Source organism: Natronobiforma cellulositropha (genome assembly GCF_025629245.1).
Lineage (GTDB): Archaea > Halobacteriota > Halobacteria > Halobacteriales > Natrialbaceae > Natronobiforma > Natronobiforma cellulositropha.
Genome location: NZ_JANZXN010000008.1, coordinates 1 through 13689, shown reverse-complemented (window position 1 = coordinate 13689; position 13689 = coordinate 1). Strand labels below are relative to the sequence as shown.

Here is a 13689-nt window from a genome sequence, read left to right as displayed (position 1 = left end):
TCGCCGCCGAAGACGGTTTCTCACTCGAGTCGAACGACGCTCGCCTCGACGTCGGTCGAGGTGCCGTAGGGTGCGTCCGACGCCGCCTCAGCCGCTCGCTCGAGGTCGCCGTAGCGCGAGCGCAGCGACGCCAGCACGGTCTCGCGAACGCAGGCGCGCGTCGCCGCGCCGACGGCCGTCGCGCTGCCCGAGAACTCGCCCGTCCGCCCGTCCGGGTCGTGGCCCACGACGACCGCGTCGGTCGTCGTTCCCGGTATCCCAGTCGCCGCGAGCAGCGTCGCCGCCTTCGCCTCCGCGGCGGCCGCCACCAGGTTCGCGAGCGCACCCGCCGCGAGCGCTCGCGTGGTGAAGACGACCAGGTTGACCGTCCCGGCCGTGGGTTCGACCCGCCCGTCCGGCAGCGCTCCACCGGGAGGCTCCATCGGCAGCGCGGCGGGGTTCGAGACGCCCGCCGTCGCGTAGGCCGTGACGGGACCACAGCGTGCACCGCGGGCGTGCTCGAGGTCGACGCCGGTCAGCAGGACGGGTCCCGCCTCGTCGAATCCGGCCCGCTCGAGTCGCGCCTCGACGTAGGGGGCGAGTCGCTCGCAGTGCCAGCCCTCCGGAACGGAGACGTTGTAGACGGCTGGCGCGCGCTCGCGGCCGCCGTTCCACCCGGTCGAGAGCCACTCGGTCCCCGGCCGTCGGAGCTGGAGCACCCCCTCGCTGACCGTCGCCTCGAGTCGCTCACTCACCGACGAGCACCTCGAGTAGCCGGCCGTTCGCCGCCCGGTCTTTCACGGCGACGCGGACGTGGGAATCGAGACCGCGGAAGGTCCGGGCGTCGCGGAGGGCGACCCCCGCCTCGCGCGCAGACGCACACAGCGCCGCCACCGGCGCTCGCTCGTCGGCCAGTGGATCGGCCGCCGTGAGTTCACAGAGCAGAAACGGTGCGTCGGAGGGGGAGACGTCGAACCGGCGCTCGAGCGCCCCACGCAGTCTCGCACGCTCGCGTGCGACCGTCGTCCGCGTCTCCCGGACGAACGCCTCCTGGCGCAGGCAGTGTGTGCCGACCATCGCGGCGGGCGTACCGAGGTTCCAGGCGGGCCGGGCGCGCTCGAGTGCCTCGCGCTGGTCTCCACTCGCCACCGCGAAGCCGGCGCGCAGGCCGGGCAGGCCGAAGAGTTTGGTGAGCGAGCGCGCGACGATCACGCCGTCTTCGCCCGCGAGCGTCGGCTCGTCGGTGAACCCCAGAAACGCCTCGTCGACGAGCAGCGTCGTCCCCGCCTCGCGACAGCGCGCGGCGTACCGGCGCAATTTAGCCGCGGGCGCACACTCGCCGGTCGGGTTGTTCGGCGTACAGACGACCGCGAGCGCGTGGCCCGCCGGCTCGCACTCGAGGATGTCGTCGTGACGGACGAATACCGGCGTCGCCCCCTGGAGGCGCACCTCGCGGGCGTACTCGCCGAAACTCGGGTACGGCACCAGGACGGTGTCGCCCGCCTCGACCGTCGTCTCGATGGCCAGCCTGATCGCCGCCAGCCCACCGGGTGTCGGAATCACCTCCTCGGGCGAACAGCCGACGTAGGCCCCCGCCGCCTCGCGGTATTCGCGGTACTCGTCGTCCGGGTAGCGCCGGGAGCGCTCGAGCGCCTCGCGGTAGACCGCCTCGACGCCCGGCGGCGTGCGGGGGTTGACGTTCGCGCTGAAGTCGAGTACCGCGGGGTCGCTCTCGCCGCCGTGGGGGACCCGTTCGGTCCGCCCGACCGCCTCGCGGTTCACGCGCCCTCCGCATCCGTCTCGAGCGGTACCCGGCCGTCGATTCCGAGGCGCGCACAGACGCGCTCGAGGCGGTCGCGCACGGTCTCCAGCTCGCCATCGGGGACGAGCGAGAGCGCCCCGCCCATCGCGACGCCCTCCTTTCCTTCCCCGGCACAGTAGCGCGCCATCGAGACGTGCTCCGACTCGTCGAAGCCGGGGTCGGTCACCGTGAGCTCGAGGTCGAACCGTTCGGCCGCCCGCTCGAGGTCGACCGCCGGGTCCCCGGCGACGAACGAGGTCGTCGCGAGCGAGAGCGGTCCTCCGATACCTGCGTGGCGCACCAGTGCGGCCACCGCGACGAGCTGGGTCCCGCCCGCGAGCGTCACTGCCGTCCCCGACTCGAGTGCGCCCGTGACGACGCCCGCGACGGCGGCCTGGACGGGGTCGCCGACCGCGCGAATCGCCGCGAGTGGCTCACCCGCGCAGGCGCCCGCCTCGAGACTGCTCGCCGCGAGTCCCTCGCGAACCACGGCCCGTTTCCGCTCGAGCGGGTTCTCGGCCAGCGAGGAGGAGACGCCGATCGGTTCGCCGAGCGCGCTCGTCACGCCCAGGGCGGTCGTCGTGCCGCCGGGAATCGTCTCGCCGATCAGGAGGCGCTCCTCCGGGAGGTTCGCGCCGAGACGGGCGGCCGCTTCGAAGACAGTTTCTGCATCAGCTACGGCGACCGCCTCGCGGATGTCGCCTCCGGGCGCCGTCTCGAGGTCGACCGTCGGCGCGACGGTCGGCTCGGCGAGTCCCGCGTCGATGACGGTCACCTCGAAGCCGACCACCTCGCGGACGGCACGCGTGACCGCTGCGGGTGTCGGACACCCGCTCGGACTCACCGGCGTCACCGGCGCACAGACCGGCTCGCCGTAGACGAGAATCTCGGCGTCTGCGGGCGGCGTCTGCGCCAGCACGTCGCGCGAGGCACCGGCAGCGCTGATCCCCTCGATCAGCCCCGTCTCGGTCGTCCCCGCGGCGAGCATCACTCGCATGGGTGCTCACCCGGGTCTCTGCGCTCGCCGTTCTGGGTTCGATTCAGCAACCGTCCGTACTCGTCGTCTCGTCGCGCTCTCATGTACTCACCAGTCGGTCCGCCAGACGGGCATCCGCACGTCTGTTCACGTTTACGGCCAGCCGTCGGTCGTAGCTTTCGAACTGCCGCTCGCTCGAGCCATCGCCGACGACGTTCACGCCCGTCGGCGCGAGGTGGCCGCCCTCGAGCGTCGTCTCGACGCTGGCTCCCAGCCGTCGCTTCAGCGCCACCGGGACGCAGACGGTCAGCGAGGGCGGCTTCTCGGTCCGCTCGCGCACCCGGCCGTACGCCGCACACACCCGGTCGAGGACGCTGCCCTCGAGCAGCGGCAGGTCGGCCGCGACCGTCAGCACGGGTGGGCTGAGGCGCTCGTCGCGCAGCGCATCGAGGAGGTCGCTCACGTAGCCCGCCCCCGCGGTTTCGATACACGTGACGCCGCGGCGCTCGAGGTGGGCCTGCGTCGCCGGCGCCTGCGGCGAGACGGCCGCGTAGGTCCGCTCGAGACGGCTCGCCTCGAGTGCGCCGAGGACGCGCTCGACCATCGCCTCGCCGCCGATCGGATACAGCGGCTTCTCGCGGTCGCTCTCGAGTCGCGTCCCGGCACCGCCGCACATCACCAGAGCGTCCACGCGATCACCCCCGCGTGGAGACCGGCGACGCGGCCGACCTCGTTGACCGCGCCGAAGACGTCGCCGCTGACACCCTCGAGATTCCGGCGCGCCCAGGCCCACGGCAGACACGCCCCACAGAGCGCGCCACCGAGGGCGACCGCGGCCGCCGGGTGGGGCCACGCCAGCGCCGCGGCCGGAAGCGCGACGGCCAGCGGGGTGAGCGCCGCCTTCGGGTCCGCCGCCTCGAGCACGCGTGCGCCCATCCCGTCGTGGGTCGCCGTCTCGAGGCAGGCCAGCAGTGCCATCGCGAGTTTCGCCCCGACTTCGGCCGCGACGACGACGGCGATCGCGATCTGGAGCGGCGCGCCCGCCAGCGCCAGGCCGCCGAGGGCGACCCCCGCGACGACCAGCGAGACGGCCAGCAGGGCACCCACGCCGGTCGTCGTGTCCGTCATCGCCGCCCGGCGGCGTGCCGGGTCGCCGTGGACGGCCGCCGCGTCGCCGAGGTCGGCGACCCCGTCGAGGTGGTGGACGCCCGTCAGCAGGTACACCGCGAGCAGGTAGCCGAGCGCGACGGTTGCCGCGGGCAGGCTGCCAGCGGCCAGAAACGGGAGGGCGGCGAGGACCCCGACGCCGAACCCGACGAGCGGGAAGACGACCGGCCGGGCGAGAAACGCCGCCCAGTCGCCCTCGTGGTGGTCGACCGGCAGCCGCGTCAGGAAGGCGACCCCGCCGCGTACGCCTCGAGCGAGCCCTCTCATCCGCTCACCACCTCACCGCCTCGCGGAGGCGGCCGGGGAGCGACGCGAGCCACTCGAGCGCCGCCCTGAGCACGTCGGTCAGGGTGTCGACGGCTGTCACGAGCGCGTCGACGACCATCGTAAGCGTCTCGACGACCGTCTCGAGCACCGGGACGACGGCCGCCTCGAGTCCGGGACCGGCGGCCGCGAGCGCCGCCGCGAGTGCGACCGCCAGCACGCCCGCGCGGCCGACCAGTCGGATCGCCCGCGTGCCGTCGTCGGGCGTCGGTAGCTCCGCGTCGGGGTTCAGGACGTACGCGCCGGGTTTCTCGAGGCGGACCGAGAGCGCCGCCGCGAGCGTCGCCATCGGCCACCCGGAGTTCGGCGAGGCGGGTACCCGCGCCCACCGCCGGGCACTCGAGAGCGCCCGCGGGTCGAGCGCGGCGACGGCGAGTGTGAGGGCGCTGATCCGCGCCGGGAGCCACATCACGCGGTCGTCGAGGCGGGCGCTCGCCGCGCCGATGGGGTTCGAGTGGTAGCCGAGCATCGAGTCGAGCGTGTTGACCGCCTTCACCCAGACGGCCGCCGCAGCCGCGAGTGGGAGCGAGATCGGCGCGAGCAGCGCGAACGGGAGCAGCGTCGAGACCAGGCCGTCGGCGAGGTTCTCGGCGGCGCTCTCGAGTGCGGCGCTTCTGATCTCGGCGGGTGAGAGGGCGTCCGTCTCTCGGCCGACGAGACCGATGGCCCGTTCGCGGGCGCTCTCGAGGTCCGTCTCGCTCGCGTCGACGACCTCCCGGGTCAGATCGAGCAAGCGCCGGAGGCTGACGGTCAGAAAGAGGACGACCGCGGCGGCGACGGCTTCGGCCATCGACGAGACGGCTCCTGCAGCCGCGACGAGCCACCAGACTACACCTGCGGCCGCCACCGGGAGCGCGAGCGCGACGGCGACGCCGATGGCGCTGTGGGCGCGCTCGTCGTCGATCCACTCGCGGTCGACGAGGGCGACGAGACGGCCGAACCACGCGACCGGGTGGAGCGCCGTCGGCGGTTCGCCGATCAGTAAGTCGAGGCTGAACGCCAGGGCGATGGCGGCGAGCGCCGTCAGGACCGTCACGGCTCGTCACCCGCGCGAGAGGTTTCCAGTACCGCGCCCAGCTCCGAGAGCGGTGTCTCGGTGACCGACACCGCCGTCCCGCCGACGCGCTCGACGCCGCCGTCTGCCTGCGGGTCGTCGCCGACGTGGAGCAGGGCCGCAGGCTCGACCCCGAGTGCGCTCGCGGTCTCGAGAAAGATCTCGGGGGCGGGCTTTCGCCAGCCACAGTCGACGCTCGAGACGACCGCGTCGAAGCGCTCGGTGCCGATGCCGGCGCGCTCGAGACTGTGCTCGACGAGACCGGAGACGCTACAGTTCGAACAGATCGCGACCGGACCCGCCGCCCGGGCGGCGTCGACCGCCTCGAGTGCGCCCGCACGCATCTCGACTGGCCGGTCGAAGGCGGCGAACACCGCTGCCTCGACGGCCGAGCGCTCGGCCGGGTCGCCCGCACTCGCGAGCGCTGCAGCGACGTGATCCGTGAGGGCGAGTTCGTGCCCGTCGGCAATCTCGAGGTGGGGATGTGCGTAGCTCGCCCCCCAGTCGTCGGGGACGGAAACGCCGCGGGCGGTCAGTTCGGCAGCGATCGCGCTCGCGGGGTCTGCGGGCGGGTCCGGCGAGACGAGCGTACCGAAGAGGTCGAACGAGACTGCCACGTCACTGTGACTCGTAGCCGTCGTCTTTACTCTCGCGGTCGGTTCGGTTCTCACCGGAACGCTTTTTCAACCCGCTTTCGTCTCGGATCCTGTGAACGAGACGACGATTCGGTTCCTGCGCGCGCTTCCGGCGTTCATCGCCGTGGGGACGCTCCCCCTGGCGATGCTCCTCGCGTTCGTCTTCGGGGTGTGGTACGCTGGCGCGTTCGCGCTGTTCATGTGGGTCGGCGTCTTGCCGCTGACCGCCATCTTCCTCGAGGAGGTGCTCGACATCGAGAACTGGGACGCCGAGGAGACCGCGGCCGACGCCGACCGCCGGGCCGTCGGTGAGGATCCCCTCGAGACCATCCGCGAGCGCTACGCCCGCGGAGAGATCGACGACGAGGAGTTCGAGCGCCGGCTCGAGGCGCTGCTCGAGACCGACGACGGCGACCCGACGGCGTACATCGAGCGACGCGACCGAAACCGGTCTCTCGAGTCTTCGCGTGACGGTGACCGGGGTAGCGCTCACGAGCACGATGACGACCGCGAGCCGTCGTTCGAGCGCTAGCGCTCCTCGAGCGGCGTCCAGCTTCGATCCCGCTCGCCCACGTAGCGCGAGCGGGGGCGGATGAGCCGGTTCTCCTCGCGTTGCTCGAGACAGTGGGCACACCAGCCGCCGACCCGGGAGACGGCGAAGGTCGCACTGAAGAGGTCTCTGGGGATACCGACGCCGTGGAGTAAGACGGCGGTGTAGAACTCGACGTTCGTCGAGAGTTCGAGGTCCGGGCGGTGCTCTTCGAGGGCGGCGAGCGCCGCTGCCTCGGTCTCGCGGGCGGACTCGAAGAACGCGGTCTCCTCGTCGCCGTCGCGGTAGAAGCGTTCGGCCGCACTCGAGAGGACGGCCGCGCGGGGGTCTCTGACCCGGTAGACCCGGTGGCCGAAGCCCATGAGGCGCTCGCCCGCCTCGAGTTTCTCCCGGAGGTGGGTCTCGGTATCGTCGGCGCCGGCCGTCTCCTCGAGCAGGTCGAGGACGGGTCCCGGTGCGCCGCCGTGGAGCGGTCCCTTCAGCGCGCCGACGGCCCCGGTGACCGCCGAGACCACGTCGGACTCGGTCGAGACGATGGCGCGGGCGGTGAACGTCGAGGCGTTCAGGCCGTGGTCGACGACGGTGTTGAGGTAGGTCTCGAGACCGCGGACCGCCTCGTCGCTCGGCTCCTCGCCGGTCAGCATGTAGAGGTAGTTGCCGGCGTGGGAGAGCTCTCGGCGAGGCTCGAGGACGGGCTGGCCCTCGCGGACGCGCCAGTAGGTCGCGACGATCGAGGGGACCTGGGCGACCGCGAGTCGGGCGTCGTCGGTCAGGTCCTCGTCACCGTCGCGGGCGAGCGTCGCACTCGCAATACCCATCCGGAGCGCGTCCATCGCCGACTGGCCGTCCTCGGCGGCGCGCTCGACGACCGTGCGCGTTCCCGTCGCGAGCGTCCGGTTGGCGCGCAACTCGGCGGAGAACGCCTCGAGTTCGTCCGCGGTGGGAAGGCGGTCTTCGAACAGCGCGAAGAGCGTCTCCTCGAAGCGGGCGTGGGTGGCGAATTCGGCGAGCGGGAAGCCCGCGATGACGAGTTCGCCCGCCTCGCCGTCGATGGCACTCAGGCGGGTTTCGGCGGCGAGCACGCCCTCGAGTCCGGGTCGGACGGAAGAATCTGCCATGTCTCGAGGTGACGTGACGGAGAACCGTTAGTCTTCGCGCTGGGGTGGCCGGTTTCGTACCGTCGGTTGTCCGTTCCTCCCGGCGGGGGCGCGCACCGTCGTTCGTCTCCACCTGACTAGCGGTACAGCCGACAGTATCAGGCGCGCCGGGCGAACGCGAGGTTGCCCGAGATGTTCTCGATGTAGATCTCGACGACGTCGCCTTTCTTCGCGCCGGGGACGAAGATGGTGTACTTGCCCTTCTCGGCGACGCCGTCGCCCTTGCGGCCGGTCCCGGTGATCTCGACGGTGTAGGTCTTGCCCTCCTCGACGGCATCGCGCTGTTGTTGCTGCTGGCTGCCGGAACTGCGTTTGGTCACCGGACGGAACGCCCCACAGGCGTCACACCGGAGCATGGGGGTGCGGTCCTCGCGGACGAGGCGGGTGTCGGGGAGACCACACTCGGAACAGAGGACGTACTCGTCGACGTAGGCGTCGATGGTCGCGTCGAAGTCGCTGTGGGAGAAGGTCCCGTTGTAGCGTCCGCGGCCGTCCTCGAGTTTCCCGCTGGTCCCGAGTTCGCGCTGGACGAACCGGTGGAGGTGTTCGTCCTCTCGAGAGAGCACGTCGGCGATCTCACCGAGGTTCGTAAACCGGGTGAACGCACCGTCTTTCTGTGGCTGTGCGTCCGGAATCTGGAGCCGCTGGGTATCCGCGCCGATGTCCGGGACGTTCTCCATCGCCCGGCCGAGACTCGCTTCGTAATCCATACCGTGGTGAAGACGACGGGAACGTAAATCCGTTCTGCTCTCGGGGGGAGCCACTCCTCGGTCTTCTCGGCTGACAACTCACCGCGCGTCGCTTCCACGCTCGCTGACGTGCTCGTCGAGTCGCTCGAGGTCACGCTCCGGGTTCGCCTCGTTCGGGTCGCCAGCCTCGCCGGTCACCTCGCCGAGGACGGTCTCGCGAATCTCCGCACTCGAGTCGAACCGCTCGGTCGCCAGGCGGTCGAAGACGCTCCCGAGGGACTCCGTCTCGTTCGGGAGGTCGATCTCGTCGAGGGCGTACTCGGTCGCGAGTTCCTCGCCGGAGACGGGATACTCGATGTCGCCGAGGCGGCGCTCGACGTCTTCGAGGACGGTTTCGGTACTCTCGGCCCTGCTCGAGCGCCGTTCGTTCGCCTGTCTGGTGACCTCGCTGGGGTCGTGCTCGTCGCTCATAGCCGGGCTAGCGCAGTCGGCCGGAAAAACGGTCGGCAAGCGGCTGCGGGGTGGCGTCCCTCCCGTGGTCTCTATAGTCCTCGTGACAGGAATTATACAGGTTCATATCGGGTCGTCTCCTCCGATCGATCGGCGTGCGTGGCCAACCATACCCGTCTCGTGCGACCACCGACACGCCCAGCCCGACGTACCGTCGGACGGTGCTCGACGGACTGTCCGTCACGGCCACCACGCGGGTGTAAACGCCCCGGCACCCGTTCGGTGGCCGCTCCGCCACCTGTAGGCATGTTCGACCGGACGGCCGGTGTCACTCGAGTGACTCGATCAACTCGACGCCGTAGCCGTCGGGGTCGTCGACGAAGGCGATTCTAACGCCCATCTCTTCGATCGTCGTCGGTTCGCCGGTGACCGCCCCGCCGTAGTCCTCGACGAGTCGTTCGACGGTCGTGTCGACGTCTGCGACGGCGATGGCGGTGTGATCGAACCCGGAGGGGTCGACCGGTGCGGGGTCGTCCTCGCGGTACTTGAACTGGAGTTCCGTCTCGCTCTCGCCGGTCAGGAAGTAGTTCGTCACGCCGTCGTCGCCGACGAACTCGCGGGAGTACTCGAGACCGAGTCCCTCGCGGTAGAATGCGTCCATCGCCTCGACGCTCTCGACCCAGATCGCCGTGTGTAAGACGTCCATGGCTGAGGTCTCAGAGCGGGTGTGTAAAAGCGTGACGTTTGGAACCGGTCGGCCGCCGTGACCCTCACCCACACCTGAACAGGGGTTGATGTGTCCACTCCGAACACGTTCACGTATGGGTGTCTACACCAGACGGGCGTATCTGGGGCTGCTCGCCAGCGGCGGCGCGCTGGTGAGTGTGACCCCCGGTGCGGCCCAGCCGACGGTGGTGGTGTCGATCACCGAGACGAACGCACCGGTCGCTGCGGGGGCGGAACTCTCGGTGCGCGCTCGCGTCGAGAACCGGAGTGGGTCGACGGTGACGCGGACGGTCCACCTCGTCGCCGGCGAGGAGACCGTCGACTCACGGTCGGTGACGGTCGGTGGTGGCTCGAGCGAGACGCTCACGCTCGCCTACGAGACCTACCCCGTCCAGCAGGACGTGACGTTTCCGGTCACGGTGGCGACCGACGACCACGCCGCAGCGCGCCAGGTCAGCGTCTACGCGGGCGACGAACCCGGCGTGCGCCGCGTCCACCCACCGAAGGAGGTGACCGTCAGCCCCGGGACGACGGTCATGTTCGAGGTGGCCTCGCCGCTGCTCGGGTCGTTCGGCGGGACGGAGTGGACCGTCGGCGGTGAGTCGATGGGGCCCATCGGCGACCCCTGGCAGGCTGCCTACTACGACCACCAGGGTGCGGACTACTTCCAGCACACGTTCGAGTCCGCCGGGACCACGCCGGTCCGCGCGGTCGTCGACCCGCCTCACGAGGGTGGTGCCGGCGAGCACGCCGTCGAGTGGACCGTCCACGTCGACGGCGACGGCCACGGCCCCCCGTCGGTCGACGCCGTCCGCCCCAGCGGGGGCGCGCTCACGCCGACCGGCGAGACGGTCGACCTCGAGGTGGACATCTCCTCGTCCGGGGGCGACCTCGAGCGCGTCGTCTGGTGGATGCACCAGTACGACGTGGTGCTCGGCGTCTCCGAGGTCTCGGGCGCACAGGATACCGCGACCTACACCGACGACGCGGCCTCCTTCGGCTGTCACACCTGCGACATTGTCGTCTGGGTGATCGACGAACACGGCTGTTTCGTCGAGGAAAATCCCTGGCGGATCGACGAGCACGGTGGGGGTGGTGGCGACGGTGGCGGCCTCTCGGTGTCGATCCTCGGGACCAACGCGCCGGTCCACGCGGGGCAGGTGCTCTCGGTGACTGCGCGCCTCGAGAACCCGAGCGCGCAGGCGGTCACCGAGACGGTTCAGCTGCTCGCCGGTGAGGTGGTCGACAGCCGGACGGTGACCGTCGCGGCCGGGTCGGCGGTGACGCTCACCCTCGGCTACGAGACCTACCCCGTCAGGCGAGACGTCACCTTCGACGTGACGGTCGCGGCCGAGACCGGCTCGGCCACCCAGGCGGTCACCGTCTACGGTGGCTAGCCCTCGGCGTGGTAATCCGGCGGCGCGTAGAACGAGACCGTCTCGAGCGCCTTCTCACCCTCGTTTCTGAGCCCGTGGGTCTCCCCGGCCTCGAAGCAGACGAGCACGCCCGCCCGGAGGTCGTAGGACTCGCCCTCGACGACGGCGGTTCCCCGCCCCGATTTGACGTAGAGCCACTGGTCGCTCGTCGGGTGGCGGTTCTCGGGGCCGCCGACCGCCTGGCCCGGCTCGAGGTTCATCACCGCGGCCTTCGAGCGCTCGGTCTCGCCGACCACCTCGAAGAAGCCGCTCGTCTCGTCGGTGTCGATGTGGTGCATGGCTCGAGGCTCACGCTCGAGTGACAAAGCCCCTGTGTTCGCTCGAGTGGGGAGCGATGTCGTGGCCGCCGTTTCGGAGGGCTCGCCGGTGAGTACGCCGTCGCTCGTGGCGTCCGTCGGTTCTCGAGTCGGCCGGAACCAGTCGTCGTTTCGCTGGCGCTACCAGCGCTCTTCGGTGCGTATCTCTTCGGGAGCGGGCAGGCCGATGTGGTCTGCGACCGGCTGGAGCGAGGTCTCCCAGGTCGGATCGTCGTGACAGACGAGGATGATCGCGCCGTCCTCGAGTTCCTCGACGTGCCAGGCGGGCGCAGAAAGCAGCGTCTCGCGGCCGTAGGTTTCGACCAGCGGCGGGGTGAACACCGTCAGCCAGCACAGGTGGGTCAGTTCCGCGTTCGCGAGCGACGCTGCCGTGATCGGTGGCCGCCCGATGTACGGCATATCCGGCGTTATCGAGTAAGCCACGTACGGCGGCTCGTCAGTCGCTTCGTAGCCGAGTGTGACCAACTCGAGTATCTCGGTGACGATCTCACGGTCGGTCCCCGGTGGCGGATACTCGTCGTTTCCGAGCAGAAACCGCAGGTCTGCGAACTCGTAAGAGACGACGGGACAGGTCGTCAGGTCGATCACGTCTCCGTCGTCTTTCGTGTGTCGCATCGATCCACCAGCGTCGTACGGCCACAGCTCGTGGAGGTCCGGCGAGGAGACGACGTGTACGTGGTCGGTCCGTTCGGTCTCCACGATTCGGCCCCCGACCAGTTCGAACGCGGCCGCCCGCTCGAGTGCCTCCCAGTGCAGTCGGTGCCACTCCTCGTCGTCCCCGGAGGGATAGACGAACTCGACGTGGAGGTCTTCGGTGCTCATTGGCTCACCATTTGTGTCTGGGGCTGCGCTCGAGCGCGCCGTGTCCGTTCGTTTCGCTCGCTGTCACCGTTCGACCGGTCGCGCCGATCCCGGCCGAAGCTCATCCATCCCACCTCGGCTGTTGCTGCATTGGTAATTGTCAGACAATTACTGTTCGATTCTATCAGGTATTAGTATTCGGACACTCGACCGACGCGGACCTGTTCACCCGTGGTTGCTACCGGCCGAACAACGCACGGACGATGCGCCGCAGCAGTGGGCCGGGCTGGCCCGGGCCAGCGAATTCACCGCTCGCCAGTGCCCCCTGTTCGATTCCCGGCGGCCGGTAGCCCTCGATCTCGGCATCGGTGAGATGGTACGGCGGGTAGAGGTCGGCGTGCTGATAGTGCATCGTCTGTTCGGCGAAGCCCTGGCCGAGGACGCGAAACGCCTCCGGCGGTTCGAGCCCGAGCCGGAGATACGCATCGCGGACCTGACACTGGAGGTGGTGACAGAGTAAACCCTGGATAATCTCGGTCGTCAGTTCCGACTCGAGGGTGGCCTGTGGAGGCGTCATCTGGAGCTGTGCATCGGGCGGTCCTGCGCTAGTGTGGCTACGCTCGCCGACGACCGGCTCCTCGACACTGCCGTCGTTGGCGCGGCGCTGGTACTGGAGATCGAGCGCCGACACTTCGGTGATCGGTGCCGTGTCCGGCGGCAGGCGCGCCTCGAGTTCGGCCGCCAGCGCCTCGTAGAGGTCGTACGCGTCGGTGGTTCCCGCGACGGCGTCTATCGGCGACATCGCCGCTGGATCCTCGAGATAGGCGTCGAACTCGAGGGCGAGAAACACGTCGGCGCGGTAGACGATACCGCCGACGGGAGCGGTCTCGTCGGGCATCTCCACGATGGGGGGAACCTCGGGGTGGAGCGCACTGTGGTACTGCTGGGCGTAGGGACCGAACTGTCGCTCGAAACCCTCGAACTCGAGACCGAACACCGCGCCGAGCGAGTAGGGAATCCACTCCGGTGTCAGGTGTGGGGGGAGCGTTGGATAGCCGCGCTCGCGCTGGACGTAGTACTTGGCGTACTCCTGAGCCTGTCGCAAGTGGACAACGTCGTTTGGAGTCTGTTCAGAAGCGGAGTTCGGATAGGCTTCCTCATCGTCATGGTGGGTGACTGCTCCACTGTCGTATTTTATCTCGATCCAGTGTTCAATTCCGTTATTGTCTGTGACTTGGACCCCACACCCAGAGTCGTCTTCACCGCCAATCGTGGCATCCATAATTACTTGTATTCTGCTTCGCTTTCCGATGGTTTCTCGAATCCCATACGTTCCATGACGGTTAGAATCCGCTCCTCTTCTCCGAGCACTCGAGCGACCTCGAGCGTGAGGTAGATATCTTCGCGGTGGAGCCGGTCTTTACCGACGTGGATGGTTCCACCGACAGCGAGCGTCACCGCCATCGCTTCGGGCTGGCTCAGTCCGTACTCCGAGACGAGCGGCTGGACCACGATGGTCAGTGACCTGGCTGCCACGACTCGATCGTCGCCGACTCGTCGTAGTAGGGTTCGTAGAGGTCGCTCGAGCGCTGGTAGAGCGCTGCCCGGTACGTTCCGTAGCCTGGCT

At 69.7% G+C, this 13689-nt stretch carries 17 protein-coding genes; 2 read left to right on the top strand and 15 right to left on the bottom strand.

The genetic code is table 11. From position 1 onward, the window contains the following. Positions 1 to 20 precede the first annotated feature (20 nt). The 7 genes from N0B15_RS04005 to N0B15_RS03975 form a co-directional block, all read right to left on the bottom strand. A complete protein-coding gene (locus tag N0B15_RS04005) occupies positions 21 to 734 on the bottom strand; it encodes an adenosylcobinamide amidohydrolase (RefSeq protein WP_263018165.1) in 714 nt (237 codons plus the stop codon). Continuing rightward, on the bottom strand, positions 727 to 1761 hold the full coding sequence (gene cobD / locus N0B15_RS04000; RefSeq protein WP_263018163.1) for a threonine-phosphate decarboxylase CobD: 1035 nt from the start codon (positions 1759 to 1761) through the stop codon (positions 727 to 729). The genes N0B15_RS04005 and cobD overlap by 8 nt, the downstream gene beginning before the upstream one ends. Beyond that, positions 1758 to 2777: a nicotinate mononucleotide-dependent phosphoribosyltransferase CobT gene (cobT, locus tag N0B15_RS03995; RefSeq protein WP_263018162.1), complete on the bottom strand. Its 1020-nt coding sequence runs from the start codon at positions 2775 to 2777 to the stop codon at positions 1758 to 1760. Before cobT ends, cobD begins: the two co-directional genes overlap by 4 nt. A gap of 79 nt (positions 2778 to 2856) precedes the next feature. Next, positions 2857 to 3432: an NTP transferase domain-containing protein gene (locus tag N0B15_RS03990; protein WP_263018210.1), complete on the bottom strand. Its 576-nt coding sequence runs from the start codon at positions 3430 to 3432 to the stop codon at positions 2857 to 2859. After that, the gene (gene cobS / locus N0B15_RS03985) at positions 3432 to 4190 is read right to left on the bottom strand and encodes an adenosylcobinamide-GDP ribazoletransferase (protein WP_263018160.1); all 759 of its coding nucleotides are present in this window, start codon (positions 4188 to 4190) and stop codon (positions 3432 to 3434) included. Before cobS ends, N0B15_RS03990 begins: the two co-directional genes overlap by 1 nt. A 4-nt stretch (positions 4191 to 4194) precedes the next feature. Further along, on the bottom strand, positions 4195 to 5283 hold the full coding sequence (gene cbiB, locus N0B15_RS03980; RefSeq protein WP_263018159.1) for an adenosylcobinamide-phosphate synthase CbiB: 1089 nt from the start codon (positions 5281 to 5283) through the stop codon (positions 4195 to 4197). Further along, a complete protein-coding gene (locus N0B15_RS03975; protein WP_263018157.1) occupies positions 5280 to 5918 on the bottom strand; it encodes an HAD family hydrolase in 639 nt (212 codons plus the stop codon). The genes cbiB and N0B15_RS03975 overlap by 4 nt, the downstream gene beginning before the upstream one ends. 91 nt (positions 5919 to 6009) lie before the next feature. On the opposite strand from N0B15_RS03975, the gene N0B15_RS03970 reads away from it, so the two are divergent. Then, the gene (locus N0B15_RS03970) at positions 6010 to 6468 is read left to right on the top strand and encodes an SHOCT domain-containing protein (RefSeq protein ID WP_263018156.1); all 459 of its coding nucleotides are present in this window, start codon (positions 6010 to 6012) and stop codon (positions 6466 to 6468) included. Here the strand turns inward: N0B15_RS03970 and N0B15_RS03965 are convergent. The 4 genes from N0B15_RS03965 to N0B15_RS03950 all read right to left on the bottom strand — a co-directional run bounded on the left by N0B15_RS03965 (position 6465) and on the right by N0B15_RS03950 (position 9488). Then, positions 6465 to 7604 (bottom strand): citrate synthase, encoded by a 1140-nt coding sequence (locus N0B15_RS03965; RefSeq protein WP_263018154.1) that lies wholly within the window; start codon positions 7602 to 7604, stop codon positions 6465 to 6467. The two genes, N0B15_RS03970 and N0B15_RS03965, sit on opposite strands and share 4 nt — an antisense overlap. 137 nt (positions 7605 to 7741) lie before the next feature. Continuing rightward, complete coding sequence (locus N0B15_RS03960) at positions 7742 to 8353, bottom strand: translation initiation factor IF-2 subunit beta (protein ID WP_263018152.1); 612 nt, start codon at positions 8351 to 8353, stop codon at positions 7742 to 7744. Between the two features lie 78 nt (positions 8354 to 8431). Then, on the bottom strand, positions 8432 to 8803 hold the full coding sequence (locus N0B15_RS03955; protein WP_263018150.1) for a DUF5789 family protein: 372 nt from the start codon (positions 8801 to 8803) through the stop codon (positions 8432 to 8434). A gap of 307 nt (positions 8804 to 9110) precedes the next feature. Next, positions 9111 to 9488 (bottom strand): VOC family protein, encoded by a 378-nt coding sequence (locus N0B15_RS03950; RefSeq protein WP_263018149.1) that lies wholly within the window; start codon positions 9486 to 9488, stop codon positions 9111 to 9113. A 115-nt stretch (positions 9489 to 9603) separates the two neighbouring features. On the opposite strand from N0B15_RS03950, the gene N0B15_RS03945 reads away from it, so the two are divergent. Next, positions 9604 to 10905 (top strand): hypothetical protein, encoded by a 1302-nt coding sequence (locus N0B15_RS03945; protein WP_263018148.1) that lies wholly within the window; start codon positions 9604 to 9606, stop codon positions 10903 to 10905. On the opposite strand, the gene N0B15_RS03940 is transcribed toward N0B15_RS03945, so the two are convergent. From N0B15_RS03940 to N0B15_RS03925, 4 genes are all read right to left on the bottom strand, one after another. After that, positions 10902 to 11222, bottom strand: a complete 321-nt coding sequence (locus tag N0B15_RS03940) for a cupin domain-containing protein (RefSeq protein ID WP_263018147.1) — start codon at positions 11220 to 11222, stop codon at positions 10902 to 10904. The genes N0B15_RS03945 and N0B15_RS03940 overlap by 4 nt on opposite strands. A 159-nt stretch (positions 11223 to 11381) precedes the next feature. After that, positions 11382 to 12083, bottom strand: a complete 702-nt coding sequence (locus N0B15_RS03935) for a hypothetical protein (RefSeq protein ID WP_263018146.1) — start codon at positions 12081 to 12083, stop codon at positions 11382 to 11384. A gap of 217 nt (positions 12084 to 12300) precedes the next feature. After that, positions 12301 to 13344, bottom strand: a complete 1044-nt coding sequence (locus N0B15_RS03930; protein ID WP_464503021.1) for a DUF7958 family protein — start codon at positions 13342 to 13344, stop codon at positions 12301 to 12303. Positions 13345 to 13346: 2 nt separating this feature from the next. Further along, complete coding sequence (locus tag N0B15_RS03925; RefSeq protein ID WP_263018143.1) at positions 13347 to 13598, bottom strand: hypothetical protein; 252 nt, start codon at positions 13596 to 13598, stop codon at positions 13347 to 13349. Positions 13599 to 13689: the final 91 nt, after the last annotated feature.

Excerpts from the sequence above, each read along its gene's own strand:
- N0B15_RS03945 (WP_263018148.1), top strand. The coding sequence starts at position 9,604 with ATGGGTGTCTACACCAGACGGGCGTATCTGGGGCTGCTCGCCAGCGGC.
- cobS (WP_263018160.1), bottom strand. The coding sequence starts at position 4,190 with ATGAGAGGGCTCGCTCGAGGCGTACGCGGCGGGGTCGCCTTCCTGACG.
- N0B15_RS03965 (WP_263018154.1), bottom strand. The coding sequence starts at position 7,604 with ATGGCAGATTCTTCCGTCCGACCCGGACTCGAGGGCGTGCTCGCCGCC.
- N0B15_RS03955 (WP_263018150.1), bottom strand. The coding sequence starts at position 8,803 with ATGAGCGACGAGCACGACCCCAGCGAGGTCACCAGACAGGCGAACGAA.
- N0B15_RS03930 (WP_464503021.1), bottom strand. The coding sequence starts at position 13,344 with ATGGATGCCACGATTGGCGGTGAAGACGACTCTGGGTGTGGGGTCCAA.
- N0B15_RS03940 (WP_263018147.1), bottom strand. The coding sequence starts at position 11,222 with ATGCACCACATCGACACCGACGAGACGAGCGGCTTCTTCGAGGTGGTC.
- N0B15_RS03960 (WP_263018152.1), bottom strand. The coding sequence starts at position 8,353 with ATGGATTACGAAGCGAGTCTCGGCCGGGCGATGGAGAACGTCCCGGAC.
- N0B15_RS03950 (WP_263018149.1), bottom strand. The coding sequence starts at position 9,488 with ATGGACGTCTTACACACGGCGATCTGGGTCGAGAGCGTCGAGGCGATG.
- N0B15_RS03935 (WP_263018146.1), bottom strand. The coding sequence starts at position 12,083 with ATGAGCACCGAAGACCTCCACGTCGAGTTCGTCTATCCCTCCGGGGAC.
- N0B15_RS03990 (WP_263018210.1), bottom strand. The coding sequence starts at position 3,432 with ATGTGCGGCGGTGCCGGGACGCGACTCGAGAGCGACCGCGAGAAGCCG.
- cobT (WP_263018162.1), bottom strand. The coding sequence starts at position 2,777 with ATGCGAGTGATGCTCGCCGCGGGGACGACCGAGACGGGGCTGATCGAG.